The sequence below is a fragment of the Neptunomonas sp. CHC150 genome, assembly GCF_030397555.1.
GTDB lineage: Bacteria > Pseudomonadota > Gammaproteobacteria > Pseudomonadales > Balneatricaceae > Neptunomonas > Neptunomonas phycophila.
In genome coordinates, this window is the sequence record NZ_JAPNXU010000005.1 from 146,117 (window position 1) to 165,148 (window position 19,032).

Here is a 19,032-nt window from a genome sequence, read left to right on the forward strand (position 1 = left end):
AATAGTAAGATTCGCAGCGTCTCTTTAACGGACTAAATACGAGAACGCGCTGTACCTCCCCGAGGATGATATGGATATCACATTAATCGCGCTTTTCATGGTGCTAGGACTTTTACTCAACAGTACCGCTTTGTGGATTGCTGCAAAAATAGTAAAAGCAGAATTTACTTTTCAACAGGCGGTTATCGCGTCAGCCGCCACAACGGCAGTGAGTCTAATTCCCGGGGTTGGCTGGATTCTGTCGTTTGCTGTTCTCTTTTTTATTATCAAGCAATTTTCTGACGTTAACATTTGGCCTGACGCTATTTTGATGGTGTTAATCAGCCGCATTATAACGTTAGTCATTACATTGGGTTTATTTGGGGCACCTATTTGAGCCCGAGGTAAACTCACCCGCCTACTTTAACAACACCCGACTCGATTGCTAAATGCACCAGCTCTGCCGTTGAGCCAATACCCAACTTACTTTTTAAATTAGCCGTGTAGTTAGAAACGGTTTTATTACTTATGCACAACCTTTCTGCAATCGTACTTACCTTAAGGCCCCTCGCCAGCATCAAAAACACTTCAAACTCTCGCTGGGTCATATCTTGAAACGGATGAGCTGCCTGCTCTGAACGAAAGGTCATCAACTTCATCGCTAGCTCATGCTCTACATACATATGCCCTTGCCCTACACGCTTAACCGCCTCTATCAACAAGTCAGGTGGGCTATTTTTAGTGACATACCCTAGCGCCCCCACATCCAAAGCCTGCTTAACCAGCGCGGTTTCACTATACATACTAAACATTAAAATACGCGTTTGAGGCGAGCGCTGTAAAATACGTCTAACGGCCTCAATACCGCTGATACCCGGCAAGTTAATATCCATTATAACAAGCTCTGGCTGGTGCTCAGAGCATAGCTTACATGCTTGCTCGCCATTACCCGCCTCCCACACTTGAGTGGGTTTTACCATGGCCGACAGCAATGCCACCGTCCCTTGACGCACAACAGCATGATCATCGGCAATCAGTATATTCATTTACTCGCTCCTACGGGATGCGCTTCTAATAAAGGCACAGTAACCGCCAACCACACACCTTGCGAAGGCCGGTTGGCATACTCAAAAAAACCTCCCAAAGCCGCCGCTCTTTCCTTCATCGAACGCAGACCTAACCCTTTTTTTAAGATAGGCGGCAACCCTTTGCCATTGTCCCCCACCCACACTGTGATCTCATCACCCGCTATACATAGCCTGATATCAACTTGCGTGGCATCAGCATGGCGCGCAACGTTATTTAGCGCCTCCTGCATGAAGCGAAATAAATGACTATTTTGCTCATCAGACAGCACCGGAAACTCGTTAGGGATACTCACATAACAATGAATACCATGTTGCTGCTGCCAAGTTTCAGCCAAGGTGTTCACGGCATCAGGCAAGGCGAGCTGGTCTAAAATCACCGGATGCAAATCCTGCACTAGGCGCCTAAAGCTCTCATGCATTGCACTGCAATTGGCCATTATTTGATTAGCTGTGGCTTTAACAAGATCAACATTTTGCTCTGTCTGACTGATTAAATATGCCTGCGCTTTGATGCCTGTTGCATACTGGCCAAGATCATCATGCAATTCACGTGCGAGCGTCGCACGCTCCTTTTCTTGAAGCGTCATTAACTCCCGCGTGAGGAAGCTGTTGCTTTGCTGAGTACTTTCTAGGGCCTCAGCCATTTTGTTAAAATGTGCTCCAACTTGATTAAGTTCAGGCAGGTGATAAGTTTCCAGGCGAGCGTCTAACCGTCCTTGTTCTATCGCCTTTAACCCTTGTAAGAAGTGCGCTATGGGCTTTAACCCCTGAGTTACCCCCCACCAAATAGCCACATTAGAAAGCAAGATTGCCAGCATAAAAAACAACACTATTTGCTGTGTGGTTTCCCATACCTCTTCTGCCTCGTCTAATGGGTTCGCCTCAATTCGTAATTCACGACCATCCGGCAAAAAACGTAGCTGAAACTGCTCCTGAAGCTCAGCCACGGCAGGTATAAAGCGTAAAAACCAAGAGGGCACATGGCCTTCTTCGACATGTTTAACCGATTGAGACAAGTGCGTTGGCGACCATGCCTGATTTACAGTGAGACGAACATGACGAGTTTCTCCGTTCAGAAAAGGCTCTAACAGATACTCGTCATGTTCAACCACAGGTAACATCCGCAGCGTAAAGCTGACACTAGCAGCCACCTCACGCTGGATATCTTTACTAGCTTGCTGAATTTGCAGTGCAAGGCTAACCAACAACACGCTAATAAAAATTATTGAAACCAGTAAGTTGAGTCGCCATACGGCCGTCATGTCCGCATCACCAACACACTAGCCAAGATTGGAGGCGTTGTTATTTAACACTAAACACGCCCAACATACCTTTTTCTTCGAGACCTTCGGCGTAAAACTCATACTCACCCGGCTTTACAGGTACAAAATAAATTTCCGCTTCACCTTCTTGCTCAAACTCAAGCTCCGTTAAGGCCATTGCCTTAATCTCCATATCACCCGCCTCTACTTTTCGCAGGTAGATAGTCGGAAAAAATTCTGGGGCAACGAGAGCGTATTCTGTTTGACCGCTCGAGATAATCTTTAACTTATAGGATTGACCCGTCACCATTTCATAGCGCTTTTCGGACAAGCTATAACGATTATCTTCAGTCCCCAATACCAAATCAGGCAACTTTTTAGGACGAATCGTTAAGTCACCTTCTGCTACAGCCGTGATAGCAGTCGATGTTAGTACACTAGCAATCATCGCCAAACCTAGGTTTTTTTTAAGTGACATATGGGCTCCTTACTTATTGGATTTATTGTTAGGACTCCATGCTATGCTCACCCGTAATTTTAAAAATGCTACTTCAGTACTAATCCTTTTCTACTTTCTACATATTTAACTGATAACCATTCACACCTAAGCTGGAGTCATCACATAAAAATTACAATAGATGCATACGAGTAATACCTCCATGATGAGCCACCCAAACACAAGCAGCGCCAAAAAAAGCCAACGTTTAGCGATAGTTCTGGCATTAATAACATGTGCAGCCACACTCGGTATAACAAGCAGTAACGCAAACGCCGAAATCACAACGCGCATTGCTTACCTAGCCCAGACCGTGGATACCGGCCCTGTGCTGTCCAACATATTGCCGGAACCTGAAGATGCAGGCTTACGAGGCACAGAACTAGCCATCAATGACAGCAACACAACAGGCAAGTTTTTAAAACAGCATTTTGAGCTAAGCGCTTACACAAGCGACGATAGCAGTTCTCTTCTTGAGCACGCTCAGCAGCTATACACGTCTGGCATCCACTCATTTGTGGTAAACGCTCCCGCCGACACCCTTCGCACACTGAGTCAGCAGCTCCCAGATGATGTGTTGATATTCAACGCCGCCGCTAAAGATGACAATTTGCGCCAAACGGTCTGCTTAAAAAATACACTCCATACGATTCCCAGCCGCGCTATGCTTGCTGACGCTCTTGGGCAATGGTTAAAAGCCCGCCAGCTATCGGACTTACTGCTAATCACCGGGCCAACCGATGATGACAAGGCCTACACGCAAGCGATTAAACGCACAGCTAAACGGTACGGCTTAAAAATTGTGGCAGAAAAAGCGTGGGATTTTGACACCGATTTACGGCGCACCGCCCAACGAGAAATGCCACTGTTCACGCAAACCAAAGAGTACGATGTCGTCGTCGTAGCCGATGAGCGCGGTGATTTTGGCGAATACGTACTCTATAACACATGGTATCCCCGCCCTGTTGTAGGGACGCAAGGTCTAACACCTGTTACTTGGCACCGCGTGGTTGAACAGTGGGGAGCCGCCCAACTACAGAGCCGATTCGAGAAACTCTCGGGCCGCTGGATGACTGAAAAAGACTACGCCGCATGGGCAGCAGTCAGGACCATAGCTGAAGCCGCTACCCGCACAAACAGCGAAGACATCCACACCCTTAAGCAATACATAGCATCAGATGCCTTTGAGCTTGCCGGCTTTAAGGGACGTAAGCTGGACTTCCGTGCTTGGAATGGCCAATTAAGGCAGCCCATTCCTTTAGTCCATCCTCGCTCTCTTGTTTCCCAATCACCACAAGAAGGTTTTCTACACCCACTTTCAGAGCTGGACACCCTAGGGTTTGATAAACCAGAAAGCCAGTGCAACCTACTCGCTGATTTCCGTTAATGGATAATCTTTGGTACTCACGATTTAAGGACACCACTATGACTCGTTTATTCTCTGCACCTCAATTTATCCGATCTTCCCTGGTCATTGCGCTGTTACTGGGTAGCTCTGAAACGTGGGCTGAAACGGCGTATGTATCAAATGAAAAAGACGATACTATTTCGGTTATAGATTTAGATACCTTCGAGGTCACTGATACCATAGAGGTAGGAGAGCGCCCTCGCGGTATCATCTTGTCTAAGGACCAAACTAAGCTCTACATTTGCGCCTCCGATTCCGATACCGTCCAAGTAATGGATCTAGCCACTCACAGCATTATTAAAGAACTCCCGTCAGGCGAAGATCCAGAACAATTCGCCTTACACCCTAATGATCGCCACCTCTACATCGCAAACGAGGATGATGCCCTCGCAACGGTTGTAGATACCGAAACAAACGAAGTATTAGCCCAAATAGATGTGGGTGTTGAACCAGAAGGAATGGCAGTTAGCCCCGACGGTAAAATTGCGGTAAACACCAGCGAAACAACCAACATGGTCCACTGGATTCATACGGGTGATATGGAGTTATTTGATAACACCTTAGTTGACCAGCGCCCTCGCCACGCTGAGTTTAGTTTAGACAGTAAAACATTATGGGTAAGCTCTGAAATCGGCGCTACCGTATCCGTTATTGATGTAGACACCCGCCAAATAACACACAAAATTACGTTTGAAATTAAAGGCGTACATCCAGACAAAATCCAACCGGTGGGTATACGCTTAAGCGACGACGGCCGCTACGCATTTGTCGCTTTAGGCCCTTCTAACCATGTGGCTGTAGTCGATGCTAAAACATTTGAAGTGCTAGAATATATCTTAGTTGGACGTCGCGTATGGCATATGGAATTTAATGCTGACCAATCATTGCTGCTAACCACAAACGGTATCAGCGGGGATGTGACCGTTGTTGATGTAGACAAACTGAAAGCCATAAAAACGATTAAGGTTGGGCGATACCCTTGGGGTGTAGCGATAAAAAGCAAATGAGTGTATCCGTCGAGCAAGTTAGCTTTAGGTATGGGGCCGCGGGAAGCAAAGCGGCCCTGGATAATGTGAGCTTTGAACTGCCAGACTCACGTTTTTGCGCACTTTTAGGGCCTAACGGCGCGGGGAAAAGCACACTATTTTCCCTGCTTACCCGCCTTTTCTCACTCAACCAGGGTGTTATAACGATACAAGGTGACGATTTAAACAAAGCCCCAACAGCCGTCATGCAACGTATTGGGGTGGTGTTTCAACAAAGCACTCTCGACCTCGATTTAACGGTGTCACAAAACCTGTTTTACCACGCATCATTGCATGGCTTTTCGCGTAAAGCCGCTAAAGCGCCTATTGAGCGAGAATTGGCCAGAATGTCACTAACAGACCGCGCCAATGATAAAGTACGAGCACTCAATGGCGGCCACCGCCGTCGCGTTGAAATAGCCCGAGCCTTACTCCATACGCCTGATGTTTTATTGCTGGATGAACCCACGACCGGACTCGACCCCGAAGCTCGCTTTGCGCTAAACCAGCATGTTCGATCGCTATGCAACGATGGCAAGCTAACCGTTTTATGGGCCACTCACTTGATTGAGGAAGTGCAGACCGACGACCGCGTCTTGCTTTTGCATCAAGGGAAACTCATTTCTAGCGGTAACGGGCAAGATTTATGCGATCTTAGCGGGGAAACTAGCTTAGCGGCGGCCTTCAAAAAACTCACTCAAAAAGGAACCACGCCTCTATGACGTCGCCTGCGAATAATACACCGCTTAAAACGCTGCCGCCTTCGGCCTATTGGCACTGTTTCTGTGGTGTACTCACGCGGGAATACTTACGCTTTATTCAGCAGCGTACTCGTTTTTTGAGCGCACTGATTCGCCCTTTGTTATGGTTGGTGGTCTTCGCAGCCGGATTTAGAGCGGCCTTGGGCATCGCTATAATCGAACCCTACGAGACCTACATCACCTATGAGGTGTATATCGCCCCTGGGCTGTGTTGCATGATATTGCTGTTTAATGGCATGCAAAGCTCGCTTTCAATGGTCTATGATCGCGAAATGGGCAGCATGCGCGTACTGCTAATGAGCCCCCTACCTCGCTGGTTCTTACTGCTTAGTAAACTGCTATCCATAGCGCTTGTCTCATTATTGCAAGTGTATGCATTTTTAATGATTGCCCTGCTAGTAGATGTCGAGCCGCCCCTCATGGGTTACCTGACTGTTCTACCGGCCTTATTGCTGGTTGCCGTTATGCTAGGCGCGATCGGGTTATTTATTTCATCACGTATCAAACAGCTAGAGAACTTTGCTGGTGTCATGAACTTTGTCATTTTCCCTATGTTCTTTTTATCGTCAGCGCTTTACCCATTATGGAAAATGCGCGAATCCAGCGAATGGCTTTATTGGATCTGCGCCTTCAACCCATTCACTCACGCCGTCGAACTTGTCAGAAACGCGCTTTATATGAAACTAAGCGTAGAAGCTCTCGCAGCTACGCTTGCTATCACTGCGGTATTCTCAGTACTCGCGGTTACGGGCTTTAGGCCTCAAAGTGGCGGTGGACGAGGCTAACGCAACGGTGAGTCAGAAGGCTCCTCATCCTTAGCGGCCTCCGCTAACTTACGCTGCTTTTCGGCCTCATTCCAAGCACGCAGTTCCTCATAATACACATCCCAAACACAGGGTTCACAGGCACTCTCACAACAGTCATACTCGCCAGGAGGCGTAGGTTTTTGGTTCATATACATCACCTAACACTTGAATAAGTGTCAGTGTAATCTGGATTTACAGAGAGTCCAATTGATCTTCTGGCGAACAGACTTGCGCAAGAAAACCTTGTAAGTTAATTGAGCCAGTTGAAACAAACCGCTGCGCTAGCGGCTCAAGATGATGCATTCTATCTAACCGAAAACTACGATAGCTCTGGCGCAACTCACACCACGCGACAAGTGTCCATGTTCGCCCCCAATAGACTAAACCTAACGGCCAAATAACCCGTTCAGAATAATGTCCATCGGCTCGCTGATAACTCAGCTTAGCTTTGCAAGAGGCCTTAATCAGCTTACGTAAGTCATCGCTGAAAGGCGCGCTTTCTTGTTGATAAAAGTCGGGCACAATAAGCCATGGGCTATTTAAGTTTTGTGTTTGATGAACCTCATCTGGCAATACCGCATGTATTTTTGTCAGCGCACTATCAACACTGGAACCCAGCTCACTACCACCCCACGCTTTCACCATGCGCGCGCCAAGCATTAGTGCTTCAAGCTCATCAGGAGTAAACATCAAAGGCGGTATAGAACCGCCTGCGCGGATCTGATAGCCCACTCCAGCTTCGCCTTCAACTGAAATACCGCTCAGTGTGAGGGCTTGCACATCGCGATAGATAGTCCGCTGCGAAACACCTAAACGATCCGACAGTTGAGCTGCCGTCATCGCTGTTCGACGACTGCGTAGCAGATTAACTATTTGCAGCAAGCGCTCCGCTTTATTCACGTGACCCCCTATCCATTATTCGCGTTTTTTCGTTAGGCTAGCCATCATAGCCGACCAAAATATTGCGCGTTTCAAGATGTTTCATATCGCATGTATCCATATCAATCAACGCTATCATTTCTTTACCGGCTTCGCTGTCCATAAAGTCGGATGAGGCTTTCTGAGCCAACGACATGTTTTCCCAATAGGCAATATCAACCCATGCTCGCCCATTATCCTTCGCTAAAGAGCGGTATAAAAAACCAGGCTGCGCGGCTAAAAAAGCATCCACTTTTTCACAACTGGCTAGCACCTGCTCATCAGAAACATCTGCGTGTGTTGTAAACTTAACGATTTCTACGACGGTCGTCATTTGAACTCTCCTTTCGTGTATATTCAATGAGCCTGCAGCTTAACCAGATAAACTGACAGTTAATGTCAGTAGACTTTGCTGTCTAATAAAGCAGTCAAAACTTATCAACCGTCACTTAAAGCAGGCACTTTTCCCAAAAACAGTACTTTAGTATTGGTTTTTTGAACCTATGGAAGGATTCATACCTGTGCAGTGTCACGGTGTAATAAGCTGTGTCAAAAGGGTGAACAATATGAAAAATAACGCCATTTGGCTTTGCCTACTTATGTCTAGCACCGTTTTTGCAGCGCCCGAGCCAGCAGCAACACAATGGCCAGGTGTTGAGCTGACGGAGGCATCGTTATTCTCAAACGCGGGATACCGGATTAAGCGATTTCGCAGTCCTACACCTCCCACTCATGAGCAAGCGACTGTAATAGAGACGCAAACGTTACTCAGGATGCTCGCCAAACAACCTGACTTACCGTTAATAGATGTTCGCCCGGCTGATATTACCAATGGAATATTTATCTATTCAGCACCACACCTGAGTCTGCCAGACAGCGTATGGTTACCCAATGTAGGAAAAGGCGTGCTGGATAACGACACTACTGATTATTATCGTAAGCATCTAACACGGCTAACTGAGGGAGATAAAAACAATCCCGTTGTGCTTTTTTGCCGTGCCGATTGCTGGATGTCGTGGAACGCTGCTAAACGCGCAGCAAATTGGGGTTATACTCAGCTCTATTGGTACCGTGATGGTATTGATGGCTGGGAAGAAGCAGATAAAACATTGGTCAGTGTTACCCCAACATTGCTAGGCCAGGAATAGTATGAACTGCATACCGCAGTCAGCATTACCTGAACGATAATAAGTATAAACAGGAGAAACGCGTGTATAAGATTCTAATTGCAGATGATCACCCTTTATTTCGCGAGGCGATCATCAATGTTATCCATACCAGCTTTCCTGATTGCGAGCTTTTGGAAACAGAAACACTTGAAGCGGCTCTAGAGCTCACACAAGAGCAAGATGACCTAGACTTAATTTTGCTAGATCTCAACATGCCGGGTATGAACGGACTAAACGGACTCATTACATTGCGCAACGAGTCACCCACCATTCCCGTGGTTATAGTCTCAGCAGAAGAAGATAAGCAAATTGTTCTACAAGCTATCACCTACGGAGCAGTAGGCTTCATTACTAAGTCATCTCCTCGCGAACAAATGACCGAAGCCTTAAAGCAGATTTTAGCAGGCAATGTTTACCTGCCCTCTGACATCATTCGCACCAATGCACCCGATACGCGTCGTGTGCACAGGAAAGACGAGAACCAAATTCCTCCCGAAATGCTGTCATCATTAACACGGCGTCAGTTATTGGTACTAGAGCGAATGTCTAAAGGCGAGTCTAATAAGCAAATTGCTTATCATCTCAATATTGCGGAAACGACAGTCAAAGCTCATGTTTCTGCCATCCTGCGCAAGCTTAATGTTCACAACCGCATCCAAGCGGTACTGTCTGCAGGCAACATTGATTTTAGCGAATACCTAAAACGCTAGTCCCTGTTTGCTTGATGTTAACGCCCAGTATTACTGGGCGTTTCTGTCTTTAAGCAAGTGTAAAAGCGTTGTTTTAAGCTTTAGCGGTTTAACAGGCTTATTCATCAAAAAGTATCCTAACTCTCGGATGTCCTGCTTCAACTCTTTACTGTAGTTTGCGGTAATCATAAGAACGTTAAGCGGCGTATCCATTAATTTAGCAACGCCACGAGCGGCATCCACGCCGTTCTGATCATCGTCTAAATGGTAATCGGCTATCAACATATCCACAGGGTCGTGACGCGGATCTACCTTGCTCAATAAATCCTCTAGGGATAAAGCCGTAACTACATTGCACCCCCAACCCGATAACAAGGTATGCATGCCTTGGCATATGGCTCGCTCATTATCGATAACCCAAATATCGGCACCATTTAAGCCATTGGGGGCTTCTTGCATCCGGGGCCCTTGTATTTCACTAAAGAGCGCCAATTCTCCTAACGGCACCTCAACAGAGAACACCGATCCTTTACCTTCTGTCGAGCGCACTCGGATAGGGTGCTCCAAGACTCGGGATATTTTATCCACAATAGCAAGCCCCAAACCTAAGCCCTTGTCTCGGGATGGGTCCTGTGGCCGTAAGCGACGAAACTCTTGGAAAATTTCTTGCAGCTTTTCTTCGGGTATTCCAAGCCCCGTATCCCAAACCTCAATGACTATACTGCTGGCCCGACGACGGCACCCTAAAATAATGCGCCCTGTTTCAGTGTAACGGATAGCGTTCGATAAAAAGTTACGCAGTATCCGCGCTAACAACTGGGAATCTGTTCGTACGACCGCTGAAGAAGATACATAGCTAAGTCGCAGGCCTTCTTTTTGAGCAAATTGTTGATATTCATTCGCGATATTTTCAATTAAGTCACTGATGCGAAAAGTCGTAGGGTCCGATTTAACAACACCGGCATCTAATTTCGATATATCAACCAAGGTTCCAAGCAGCGACTCTACATCACTGAGTGCATTCGATACGGCACTGACTAGTGGCTCAGTCTCGTCTGGCAATGGCTTATCAAATAGCGCGCCTGTAAATAAGCGAGCCGCATTTAAGGGTTGTAATAAATCATGGCTAACAGCGGCTAAAAATTTGGTTTTTGATAAATTGGCTTGTTCGGCATCTTTTTTCGCTTCGCGCAGCCTAGCTTCTACTTGCGAGCGCTCCTCAATTTCTGAGCGCAATTGCTCATTAACCTCGGTTAATTCTGACGTTCGTTCGCGGACACGCAGCTCCAAGTTCTGGTAAGCCGACTCAAGCTCCATAGCCACTTTACGACGCTCAGTGATGTCACGGATCATGACAAAAATACCAATGGGCTTACCGTTAGCATCCATATTGGGCACATAGGACTTTAACAAGAATCGAAGATCACCCGCACCGTTCTTTTCAGCAATATCAAAGGTAACGTTTTCGCCCGAGAGCGCGCGCTGCAAGTATGGAACCAACTCATTAAAGTGAGCTTGACCATGCACGTCCGCTATCGTCATCCCTAATAAACTGCCCTGCTCCCAGCCATACCAGTCCTCGTAAACCTTGTTGGTAAAACGATACTGCAAATCATCACCAACATACGCAATTAACGCCGGTACATGGTCCGTAATCAAACGAATCCAACGCTCACTTTCCTTGAGCGTTTCAGCATATTGATGGCGTTCGGTGATGTCTGTGTAGGTATTCACATAACCGCCGTCTGGCAGGGCATGAGTTTTAACTTCAATAATACGCCCACCGTATTCCATTACACCGGCACTACTGGAACCACCATTGCGGTCTTTTGGCATATGAAAGTGTTTCAAATTCAGTGCACGAAACGGAGGTAAAGAGGCCGCGACTGAGCGTGAAATGCCGGTCAGCGTTAAAAAACGATCATTCCAAATTTCAAGTTGATCACTGGTATTAATCAAGGCGATGCCTTGTGACAAATTATCAACCGTATTCTGTAATAACCGCGTTTTTTCAGCGAGAGCCTCCTCCCTTCGCTCTGTTTCAGCCGCTTTCAAGTTACTGATGTCAGTGTATAAAATAACCAATCCGCCATCGGATGTTTCGCGCTCACTCATCTGAACCCACTGGCCAGACATCAAACGAAAAACCTTACTTCCACTACCAGTGTCAGCATCTACTTCTACAATAAGCCCACTTTCATTCGCTAGGCGTCGTATATCTTGGATGCTTGTCCCTGTGGTTATGGAAACGCCGGTTCCTTCCCAAACTGTTTGGAATTTACTGTTAAAAAGGACAATCCGGCGCTCAGAATCAAACAATACAAAGGCATCAGATATGCTTTCTATTGCATCGATCAGATGCTGATTCGCAAGGTCAGCTTCACGATTAGCCCGTTTTAAAGCCCGATGGCTGGTCTTCAGTTCAAATAACGCTTCATTCAAGGCTTCTGTACGCTCACGAACCTGCTCAGCAAGTACAACTGAATGCTCAAAGGCAGCGTAAGGGTTGGCCCCTTGCGCATTACTTGATTCAACACGCTCAATCAAAGCGCCGTTTATTTTACGTAGCTTGGCGTTTTCTTTTTCAAGCACCGCGATTTGCAAACGCAGATCCATTTCTGGCGTTACATTATCAGTCATCAGTTACTTGTCCGATTACCACACCTGTGAATGTTTGGTTGATATGCATACCCTCCAGATGCTCACCGTATGTATTAAAACCAATCACTCGATGTTTTTTTAGCAGAGCCGACGTTTCTTGGTAGCGCCCAGGGATGTGCTGGGCTTCTAAGCGCCTTAAAAAGCAATCACAGCCAATCGTTAGCTGTGGCTCTCCTATTTTTTCTTCTATGCGGCTAAGCTGTTGCGTCAGGTCAGCCAACATATCTCCCCGCTCCATTCGCGTTAAAACAATTCCGTTCTCAACCGCGCAGTAAAACGTAAGACTGAGGTCATCGTTTACTTTTTGTATCGAGCGTACATAGAACTCTTCTCCTATTTTGACCGCTACAGGGTTTAGGGCAAAAACCTCAGGATTAAGCTCTTCAACCGCGATGCCTATCATCCGCGCATACTCTTGAGCCGCCGGCTCCGCATTTAACTCATAGACTCGGCGACTATCTCGATCGGCCGCTGTCACCACCAGCTTTTCAGACAGGCTCTTTAAATGATGGGTTGTGAAGACTTGAAATTCGCAGTCCGTATTAAAAAGCAGGACAACAGCAGCCCCTGTATGGAAAGACCCATTGGCGAACACATGGGTATTGGTAAGATGAATATCGTCCCCTGCGGAGCCACCAAAATTAGGAATGTTACCCAACGCCGCATTTAAGCTCACTAAGACATGTTCTTCTTGGACTGATAGGCCATCAAGCAAGGTAAGGACAAAGCTATTGCCTACAATAGGCGCCACTTGACGCTCGCGGCTTTTACGAATTAGCTTATCAACTACGTTTTGCGCTTGGGGCAATGAAAATTGTTCCATCGCCTCAACCAAACCGACTTCTACAGAAAAGTGCTCGCGGTAAAAACCGATGGCACTGATTGCGCCTTGCGCATACCCCTGAGCAGTGATTTCCCCTGCTGTCGTACAACCGGCGATATTGACGTCATAAAAGGCATAGTTAAGTGCTGTAGCCAATTTATCGAGGTCATACTCGGCTGAGCAGAAAAACAGCACAAAGCCTAGCTTAGGGCTACACAGCTGCTCTTTTAACTCGTTGACAGCAGTGACTATATGGCTGCTATTTGAATAAGCAGTTATAGCTGAAGTTGGCATAAGACTTGTCCTGTCAGAATGTATGCATAGTTCCAGTCTAGGCAGCGCTTACGTAGGTTCAAATACTACTTGAGAACCATTTATTAACGTTATATCACGTAGTTGCGTTTAGCCTGCGGTGCTTACCGTTAGCATATGGGCTAACAGTGCGCGTAGTTTGCCCGGTTTTACCGGTTTGTTTAGCACTTGGACCCCACCTGAACGCAGTATCTTGAGATTGGGATCATGCCGCTCTGCCGTAATCAAAGCGGTTGGCAATCGGCCGAAAGACTCATCTAAGTCGGCCAGCGCATCCAGCGCCGTCGCGTTATCGTTCAAGTGGAAATCTAATAAAGTGGCACGCGGAACGACCCCTTCATCATCTAACAGTTCGATAGCGGCTTGTGCACTTTCCGCTGTGTATGCCGTTAGCCCCCACTGTGTTAGCAGGGCTGCCATGCTCATGAGAATTTCAGGCTCATTATCAACCACCAGCACAGCTTCACCTGAGAAGTGCCCAGCCGCCACTGGTGCAGGGCGAGCTTTCATTGCAGCGGGCTTTGCATCACTCAAAGGGACCGACACACGGAACACGGATCCTCGACCTGGCACAGATTGCACACTTACTTTGTGGTTTAAAACCCGCGAAATGCGCTCGACTATCGCCAACCCCAAACCAACGCCTTTACGCTCGCCGTTTCGATGTTGAGATAGTTGATTAAATTCACGAAAAATATCACTCATTGCGCCGCTAGGAATACCATCGCCGGTATCCCACACTTCGATCGACAATTCTCCACTACGTTTGCGTGCGGCTACAAGTACACCCCCGGTGTCGGTATAACGCAGTGCATTACTCACAAAATTGCGCAAAATACGCATCAATAAGCGCGCGTCACTGTAAACCATGACATCACTATCTTTCACCCGCAGCTGTAAGTTACTTTGCTCGGCAACAGCCTGAAACTCAGTAGATAGCGTGTTGAATAACTGCGCGATATGAAAATCGCAACAATCAGCCTGCACCGCGTTTTGGTCTAATTTAGAAATATCCAACAGGTCTGTTAATAGCTCTTCGGCACTGTCGAGCGCCACATGAATCCGTTCCACTAAGTGCTGGTCATCGGTTGCCAGGGAGCGCTCACGCAGTGTAGATACCAACAAACGCGCCGCATTCATCGGCTGCAATAGATCGTGACTAGCCGCAGCCAAGTACTTATCTTTACTCTGGTTTGCCGCAACAGCCTGCTCTTTAGCCTCTTGCAGCGCATGCTGAACAAGGGAGCGCTCTGCTATTTCATCCCTTAGCTGAGCATTTACACTCTCCAATGCCTCGGTTCGCGCTAAAACGCGCGCTTCAAGCTCTTCATTAAGCTTACGCAAACGCATCTGATCATTTACACGCTCAGTGATATCCTGAACAAACGCCTCAAAGGTGGTATCGCTAACCTCTTCCTTAAGTAGAACGTTCATCGAGACGTAGATAGTCTCTCCATCCGCCCGAACTAAGCGCGTCTCGTAACGAAAGACCTTTCCGTCTCGTTTAAGTCGCTCTAGTAAAATATGAAAATCGAGAGACTGGAAAAATAGGTCATTACCTAAAAATTCTACGCGCTGCGTGAGCTCTGAATCGGACGCATAACCGCAAATACGGGCCATAGCTGGATTTGCAATACGGATACGACCTTTCATATCCGCCTGAAAAATACCATGTAACGCGTTATCAAAAATCCATTTGTAACGGTTACGCTCAGCTTCGAGTTCATCCAGTTTTTGAGATAGTTCAGAATAATAGTTTTTTCGCGCTGAGTGGTTTCCCAGCCCCATCAACTCTTCTACAGTTGCTGGTTTGTGCTCGTCATAACGCTTCTTCATAGACCACTTCGACATCACGCTGATTGGATCTTCTTGGGTTGGTCAAAATACACGGATCTGTCATCGCCTTAGCCGATAGTATGGGGATATCCGAAGGCGTAACCCCATTAATGCCTAACTTCTGAGTGAGTCCTACATTCGCTTTCAGTGCGACTAAGTGTTGAATCAAGCGCTGCTTCACTTGCAAAGTGGTTAGCCCTCGAACATCAATACCTAAGGTCTGCGCGATCACCTTAAAGCGGTTCTCTGCTTCGGGGTAATTAAAATTAATAACATGTTCTAACAGCATGGCATTACACAAGCCATGCGGTAAATCTAAAAAGCCTCCTAAGCTATGCGACATGGCATGCACGGCACCAAGAATGGCATTGGAAAATGCTAAGCCGGCCTTCATAGAGCCCAGCATAATCTGCTCCCTCAGGAAGATATCCTTAGGGTTATTCACTAAATCAACAAGATGCGTATTTATAATGCGAATAGCATCTAATGCATGCATGTCGGTTAAAGGGCCGGCTCCAGTGGACACAAATGCCTCGATGGCATGCACCAGCGCATCAACCCCTGTACACGCACTTAAAAAAGGATCAACAGTAACTGTCGTTTCCGGATCTATCAGCGATACATCCGGTACAACAGACTTACTCACAATAGATACTTTAATCATCTCGGCCTGATCAGAAATAATCGCAAATTGCGAAACATCCGCGGAGGTACCGGCCGTCGTGGGCACAAAAATAAGCGGCGGAATAGGACGGTCGATCATATCCACACCAACAAACTCAAGTATATGACGGCCATGAGTACTCACTATGCCAATCCCCTTAGCACAATCCATTGGGCTGCCACCACCCACTCCTACTATAACGTTACAACCTTGCTCAATATAAAACTCTGCACCGGCCATCACTTCTTCGCATCGTGGATTAGGCGATACATTTGTGAACACGGCATAGTCGATATCTTGCGCTTCTAAGCTAGCGATAACATCGGCTACCCAGCCTGCGGCAACTACCCCGGGATCTGAAACAATAAGCACTTTGCGCGCACCAAAAGTAGACGCGTAATTTGCAACCGTGTGACGAGCTCCGGCACCAAAAATAATTTCGGGCGAAACAAACTTTCGTAGGTTTGAGATATCAGAAGCCATAACTGCCTTTTAGACCCAGCCGCTTTATGTCGCTGCTTTAGTTATAATAAGTATATTGAGCATAACCCAATCGAGGATAAGAAGTTTACCGCTCATTTTCAATGCACAAACATTGCGCCATTAGTTATACACCCTGCCGTTAAGAGCAAATGCTGCATGTGCGCCATAAACATACACCGAGGTAGTAAGCCCGGTGTTAAGCCCGGACCACACCTTAGCGCGTACTTCCTGTACCTTCTCTTCACCCCTAAACCTAGGTTGCACAGTCTACCTCCACTAAACACCCGCAAGCTAAGCACCAAAGAGGCATTCTGTAACCCGAGTCTTCACCGGAAGATAAAAGGGCATCTAACAATAATAATTTCGGGGCAACCATGAAAAAGAATACTCCTCTATCGTTCCACTCTTGCGTAAAAATGACGACGCTAGCAGTCGCCATCAGCGGTGCTACATATGCATCGGCTGGTATTGAGCTTTATAACCAAGACGGCACTACGTTTGCTGCGGACGGTTTAATCAATACATTTTACGTACACTCAAAAGTAGATGACCAAGATAACAGCCTAGATCGCACACAATCGCGCGTTAAAATGGGCTTCCTACCCAACTACATAGGCTTTAATGCTGGCAAACAAATGGGTGACCTTAAACTAGGCGCTCGCTCATCTTTTTGGGTATCAATTAATGATGCCAACAGCAATTTAACGTCTACAGGCATCGATGTTCGTCAGTTTTACGGCACTGTCGATAGCGACTGGGGACAAGTATTAATTGGTAAGGATTTTTCACTGTTCAACCGCAGCAACATAATGAGTGATGAGATTCTGCTAGGTTATGGTCAAGTGGCAAGCGACGGTTTAGTCGACGGACAAGGAGTATCTTTCGGTAATATAGGCGCGGGCTACCTTTACCCATTCCCAAATGCTCAAATCACCTACCGCACTCCGGACATGAACGGCTTAAAATTAGCGGTGGGTTTGATGGACCCATCGAAATCAGATTCGGGATCTGAAGAAAGCTCCCCACGACTTGAAGCCGAATTAACCTACGGCGCAAACTTAACGCCAGACGTACCCGTAAAATTTTGGGTAAGCGGTATGACCCAAAGTTCTGATAACGGATCCAACGACATTGACTCGAATGGCTTCGCATACGGCGCAAACATTAAATTCTCTGGTTTATCATTGACCGCTTCTGGCTTTACAGCCGAAGGAGTAGGAGCCGCAGGACTATCCAACTTAGTGACGGATAAAGATGCGGATGTAGACGGCTGGTTAGTACAAGCTTCTTACAGCTTTGGCAATGAACGCCTAGTACTATCTCACGGCGAAAACAGCGGCGGGACTACTGACGGAGCTGACAACCTCGATTTAGAAAACTCAACCGTGGCTTGGTTCCATTCGATCAACAGCAACCTCACATTGGTCGCTGAATACGATCGTTCCCAAACAGACACCCGTGACACTGATTCTTTAGCGCTGGGTGCTGTGCTTACTTGGTAAGCTAATCATTAAATAACTAGCCACGTTACGCATCCCCCTTCAATGCATAACGTGGCTTTTTATTATCTAGGCTTGCAGGTTATTCATGGGCCGCGCCCGAAACACCCAATACTTTTTTACCTAAGGTAATAATCAACAAAACAACCGCACCCGCAGCGATACCTAACAACGCATCTAGTAAAGTCGGTGTTAATACAGATAAAAAACCGATAACAGGCCATGTAGCCACTATATCCGCAACATTCGCAATCCAGTGATGCACGGCAGGAATACCATGAGCTAAAATACCACCACCCACCATAAACATAGCGGCAGTCCCGACAATGGATAACGTTTTCATTAGTTTAGGGGCCGCCAGCAAAAGAAAATGACCAAATGCTTGTCCGATAGTCTTCGACTCACCTTCCACATGATCACGTATTAAATACAGACCTAGATCATCTAGTTTGACAATACCGGCCACCAACCCATATACCCCAACCGTGATAATAATCGCTATACCGATCAACACCGCCAGCTGGGTTGTTAACGCCGCCCCCGCTACAGTGCCTAAAGTAATCACTATAATTTCAGCGGATAAAATAAAATCTGTACGAATTGCACCTTTGATTTTGTTCTTTTCAAAAGCTACCAAATCAACTTCAGTGTCTTCAACAGCCGCTTTCAATTTTTCTTTGTGGGCTTGATCTTCTTCTGGACTATGCAAAAACTTATGAGCAATTTTCTCAAACCCCTCAAAGCACAAAAATAAGCCTCCCATCATCAGCAAAGGCGTTATCAACCAAGGTATAAAATAGCTTATCGCGAGTGCAGCGGGCACCAAAATAAGCTTATTTAGCATTGAGCCTTTAGCCACAGCCCAAACTACTGGCAGCTCTCGATCAGCACGTACCCCTGATACTTGCTCAGCATTGAGCGCCAAATCATCCCCAAGCACACCCGCTGTTTTTCGGGCAGCCACTTTAGTCATTGCGGCTACATCATCTAACAGAGTCGCGATATCATCAATTAACGCGAACAAACTTGAACCTGCCATATTGAACTCTCTTCCTTTTTACTGACATCAGCTACACGCAGCATAACGGATCTGTATGAACCTTGTCTTATTTCTTGCGCCTATCTATGGGATTAAATTGATTAAAGACTCATC

19 protein-coding genes are annotated in these 19,032 nt (G+C 46.7%); 8 read left to right on the top strand and 11 right to left on the bottom strand.

Annotated elements, in window-relative coordinates; translation table 11 throughout:
• Positions 1-70 precede the first annotated feature (70 nt).
• The gene (locus OW491_RS05110) at positions 71-376 is read left to right on the top strand and encodes a hypothetical protein (protein WP_075173159.1); all 306 of its coding nucleotides are present in this window, start codon (positions 71-73) and stop codon (positions 374-376) included.
• A 13-nt stretch (positions 377-389) separates the two neighbouring features.
• On the opposite strand, the gene OW491_RS05115 is transcribed toward OW491_RS05110, so the two are convergent.
• The 3 genes from OW491_RS05115 to OW491_RS05125 are packed head-to-tail and all read right to left on the bottom strand — an operon-like array spanning position 390 to position 2,807.
• The gene (locus OW491_RS05115; protein ID WP_075173160.1) at positions 390-1,025 is read right to left on the bottom strand and encodes a response regulator transcription factor; all 636 of its coding nucleotides are present in this window, start codon (positions 1,023-1,025) and stop codon (positions 390-392) included.
• Positions 1,022-2,329, bottom strand: coding sequence for a histidine kinase (locus tag OW491_RS05120; protein ID WP_290034959.1), 1,308 nt, complete (start codon positions 2,327-2,329; stop codon positions 1,022-1,024). The genes OW491_RS05115 and OW491_RS05120 overlap by 4 nt, the downstream gene beginning before the upstream one ends.
• Positions 2,330-2,369: 40 nt before the next feature.
• A complete protein-coding gene (locus tag OW491_RS05125) occupies positions 2,370-2,807 on the bottom strand; it encodes a copper-binding protein (protein WP_246813341.1) in 438 nt (145 codons plus the stop codon).
• 181 nt (positions 2,808-2,988) lie between these two features.
• Here OW491_RS05125 and OW491_RS05130 point away from each other — a divergent pair, with 181 nt between their 5' ends.
• From OW491_RS05130 to OW491_RS05145, 4 genes are read left to right on the top strand one after another with little or no spacing between them, the layout of a single operon-like run.
• Complete coding sequence (locus OW491_RS05130) at positions 2,989-4,212, top strand: ABC transporter substrate-binding protein (protein ID WP_290034960.1); 1,224 nt, start codon at positions 2,989-2,991, stop codon at positions 4,210-4,212.
• Positions 4,213-4,250: 38 nt separating this feature from the next.
• A complete protein-coding gene (locus OW491_RS05135) occupies positions 4,251-5,240 on the top strand; it encodes a YVTN family beta-propeller repeat protein (protein ID WP_290034962.1) in 990 nt (329 codons plus the stop codon).
• The gene (locus tag OW491_RS05140; RefSeq protein ID WP_075179381.1) at positions 5,237-5,980 is read left to right on the top strand and encodes an ABC transporter ATP-binding protein; all 744 of its coding nucleotides are present in this window, start codon (positions 5,237-5,239) and stop codon (positions 5,978-5,980) included. Before OW491_RS05135 ends, OW491_RS05140 begins: the two co-directional genes overlap by 4 nt.
• Complete coding sequence (locus OW491_RS05145; protein ID WP_277251724.1) at positions 5,977-6,804, top strand: ABC transporter permease; 828 nt, start codon at positions 5,977-5,979, stop codon at positions 6,802-6,804. Before OW491_RS05140 ends, OW491_RS05145 begins: the two co-directional genes overlap by 4 nt.
• On the opposite strand, the gene OW491_RS05150 is transcribed toward OW491_RS05145, so the two are convergent.
• Genes OW491_RS05150 through OW491_RS05160 form a run of 3 tightly spaced genes read right to left on the bottom strand, consistent with a single transcriptional unit; the run spans position 6,801 to position 8,077 of the window.
• Positions 6,801-6,974, bottom strand: a complete 174-nt coding sequence (locus OW491_RS05150; protein WP_083610028.1) for an oxidoreductase-like domain-containing protein — start codon at positions 6,972-6,974, stop codon at positions 6,801-6,803. The genes OW491_RS05145 and OW491_RS05150 overlap by 4 nt on opposite strands.
• Positions 6,975-7,017: 43 nt before the next feature.
• Positions 7,018-7,725, bottom strand: a complete 708-nt coding sequence (locus OW491_RS05155; protein WP_075173166.1) for a YafY family protein — start codon at positions 7,723-7,725, stop codon at positions 7,018-7,020.
• Positions 7,726-7,762: 37 nt separating this feature from the next.
• A complete protein-coding gene (locus OW491_RS05160; RefSeq protein WP_277251723.1) occupies positions 7,763-8,077 on the bottom strand; it encodes a hypothetical protein in 315 nt (104 codons plus the stop codon).
• 232 nt (positions 8,078-8,309) lie between these two features.
• Between OW491_RS05160 and OW491_RS05165 the strand changes: the two genes are divergently transcribed.
• Positions 8,310-8,891 carry a rhodanese-like domain-containing protein gene (locus OW491_RS05165; RefSeq protein WP_290034964.1) on the top strand — a complete coding sequence of 194 codons (582 nt, stop codon included), beginning with the start codon at positions 8,310-8,312 and terminating at the stop codon, positions 8,889-8,891.
• Between the two features lie 62 nt (positions 8,892-8,953).
• The gene (locus OW491_RS05170; protein WP_075173168.1) at positions 8,954-9,622 is read left to right on the top strand and encodes a response regulator transcription factor; all 669 of its coding nucleotides are present in this window, start codon (positions 8,954-8,956) and stop codon (positions 9,620-9,622) included.
• 30 nt (positions 9,623-9,652) lie between these two features.
• Here the strand turns inward: OW491_RS05170 and OW491_RS05175 are convergent, their stop codons facing one another.
• The 4 genes from OW491_RS05175 to ercA all read right to left on the bottom strand — a co-directional run bounded on the left by OW491_RS05175 (position 9,653) and on the right by ercA (position 16,380).
• Complete coding sequence (locus tag OW491_RS05175; RefSeq protein WP_290034965.1) at positions 9,653-12,241, bottom strand: PAS domain-containing hybrid sensor histidine kinase/response regulator; 2,589 nt, start codon at positions 12,239-12,241, stop codon at positions 9,653-9,655.
• Complete coding sequence (gene nosP / locus OW491_RS05180; RefSeq protein ID WP_075173170.1) at positions 12,234-13,379, bottom strand: nitric oxide-sensing protein NosP; 1,146 nt, start codon at positions 13,377-13,379, stop codon at positions 12,234-12,236. The genes OW491_RS05175 and nosP overlap by 8 nt, the downstream gene beginning before the upstream one ends.
• A 108-nt stretch (positions 13,380-13,487) precedes the next feature.
• On the bottom strand, positions 13,488-15,248 hold the full coding sequence (locus OW491_RS05185; RefSeq protein WP_290034967.1) for a NahK/ErcS family hybrid sensor histidine kinase/response regulator: 1,761 nt from the start codon (positions 15,246-15,248) through the stop codon (positions 13,488-13,490).
• The gene (ercA, locus tag OW491_RS05190; protein WP_075179384.1) at positions 15,217-16,380 is read right to left on the bottom strand and encodes an alcohol dehydrogenase-like regulatory protein ErcA; all 1,164 of its coding nucleotides are present in this window, start codon (positions 16,378-16,380) and stop codon (positions 15,217-15,219) included. The genes OW491_RS05185 and ercA overlap by 32 nt, the downstream gene beginning before the upstream one ends.
• 374 nt (positions 16,381-16,754) lie before the next feature.
• On the opposite strand from ercA, the gene OW491_RS05195 reads away from it, so the two are divergent.
• Entirely contained in the window at positions 16,755-17,882 is a 1,128-nt protein-coding gene (locus tag OW491_RS05195; protein ID WP_083610030.1) for a porin, read from the top strand.
• A gap of 79 nt (positions 17,883-17,961) precedes the next feature.
• Here OW491_RS05195 and OW491_RS05200 read toward each other — a convergent pair whose 3' ends face one another.
• Positions 17,962-18,918, bottom strand: a complete 957-nt coding sequence (locus OW491_RS05200; RefSeq protein ID WP_290034971.1) for a DUF808 domain-containing protein — start codon at positions 18,916-18,918, stop codon at positions 17,962-17,964.
• Positions 18,919-19,032 lie beyond the last annotated feature (114 nt).

Excerpts from the sequence above, each read along its gene's own strand:
- OW491_RS05110 (WP_075173159.1), top strand. The coding sequence starts at position 71 with ATGGATATCACATTAATCGCGCTTTTCATGGTGCTAGGACTTTTACTC.
- OW491_RS05115 (WP_075173160.1), bottom strand. The coding sequence starts at position 1,025 with ATGAATATACTGATTGCCGATGATCATGCTGTTGTGCGTCAAGGGACG.
- OW491_RS05120 (WP_290034959.1), bottom strand. The coding sequence starts at position 2,329 with ATGACGGCCGTATGGCGACTCAACTTACTGGTTTCAATAATTTTTATT.
- OW491_RS05125 (WP_246813341.1), bottom strand. The coding sequence starts at position 2,807 with ATGTCACTTAAAAAAAACCTAGGTTTGGCGATGATTGCTAGTGTACTA.
- OW491_RS05130 (WP_290034960.1), top strand. The coding sequence starts at position 2,989 with ATGATGAGCCACCCAAACACAAGCAGCGCCAAAAAAAGCCAACGTTTA.
- OW491_RS05135 (WP_290034962.1), top strand. The coding sequence starts at position 4,251 with ATGACTCGTTTATTCTCTGCACCTCAATTTATCCGATCTTCCCTGGTC.
- OW491_RS05140 (WP_075179381.1), top strand. The coding sequence starts at position 5,237 with ATGAGTGTATCCGTCGAGCAAGTTAGCTTTAGGTATGGGGCCGCGGGA.
- OW491_RS05145 (WP_277251724.1), top strand. The coding sequence starts at position 5,977 with ATGACGTCGCCTGCGAATAATACACCGCTTAAAACGCTGCCGCCTTCG.
- OW491_RS05150 (WP_083610028.1), bottom strand. The coding sequence starts at position 6,974 with ATGAACCAAAAACCTACGCCTCCTGGCGAGTATGACTGTTGTGAGAGT.
- OW491_RS05160 (WP_277251723.1), bottom strand. The coding sequence starts at position 8,077 with ATGACGACCGTCGTAGAAATCGTTAAGTTTACAACACACGCAGATGTT.
- OW491_RS05165 (WP_290034964.1), top strand. The coding sequence starts at position 8,310 with ATGAAAAATAACGCCATTTGGCTTTGCCTACTTATGTCTAGCACCGTT.
- OW491_RS05175 (WP_290034965.1), bottom strand. The coding sequence starts at position 12,241 with ATGACTGATAATGTAACGCCAGAAATGGATCTGCGTTTGCAAATCGCG.
- nosP (WP_075173170.1), bottom strand. The coding sequence starts at position 13,379 with ATGCCAACTTCAGCTATAACTGCTTATTCAAATAGCAGCCATATAGTC.
- OW491_RS05185 (WP_290034967.1), bottom strand. The coding sequence starts at position 15,248 with ATGTCGAAGTGGTCTATGAAGAAGCGTTATGACGAGCACAAACCAGCA.
- ercA (WP_075179384.1), bottom strand. The coding sequence starts at position 16,380 with ATGGCTTCTGATATCTCAAACCTACGAAAGTTTGTTTCGCCCGAAATT.
- OW491_RS05195 (WP_083610030.1), top strand. The coding sequence starts at position 16,755 with ATGAAAAAGAATACTCCTCTATCGTTCCACTCTTGCGTAAAAATGACG.
- OW491_RS05200 (WP_290034971.1), bottom strand. The coding sequence starts at position 18,918 with ATGGCAGGTTCAAGTTTGTTCGCGTTAATTGATGATATCGCGACTCTG.